This is a genomic window from Gilliamella sp. Gris3-2 (genome assembly GCF_001690345.1).
In the GTDB taxonomy this organism is placed as follows: domain Bacteria; phylum Pseudomonadota; class Gammaproteobacteria; order Enterobacterales; family Orbaceae; genus Gilliamella; species Gilliamella bombi.
On record NZ_LZHB01000030.1, the window covers coordinates 1 to 565 of the forward strand.

Below are 565 nucleotides of genomic sequence, written 5' to 3' on the forward strand. Positions count from 1 at the left end.
AATATGATTAAGCATCGTTAACGTTTCACCACCAATTTCACTCACTAACTGCGTTTGGTCGATGATGTCTTGCTCTTTTTGTTTGTTAAAAATGTGTTTGAGCTCGTTATTCGCCTGCTCAGTATCTCGGCTTAGTTCGTTGATATCTTGTTTTTGGTCATCCTTATTGCGGATAATTATCGTCCCTTCCGATACCGCTGAATGCGTCGTCGATTGTTCGCTTTCGTTTTTATTGCGACTGGTTGGCATCGATGGCATGCCGCTAGAGCTTACCCCTGCACTACTGCTACTGACTTGGTAGTCCGCTTTGTTTTCGATATCACTAAAGCTGATTGTGCCTGTGTCAAGGCGGTTTTGGCTCTTCTCTTTCGCTTCTGAGGCTATCACCGCCACGGATAGCATAAAAAAACACCAAGAAAAAATTAAATAAAATAAAATCAATAACTTTACTGGCTAATTTTTTGTAAGTAAAAATAGTAACTTAATGTATTTTTTATGTTTTAGATAGAAGGAGATATGACTCAATGCGCAATGCAACAAGTAGGCTTTATTTTCTACAATGGTG

1 pseudogene is annotated in these 565 nt (G+C 38.9%); it reads right to left on the reverse strand.

The window, feature by feature from the left end:
• Positions 1-402: pseudogene (locus A9G32_RS05510) on the reverse strand (hemagglutinin repeat-containing protein); the annotation flags it as partial.
• Positions 403-565 lie beyond the last annotated feature (163 nt).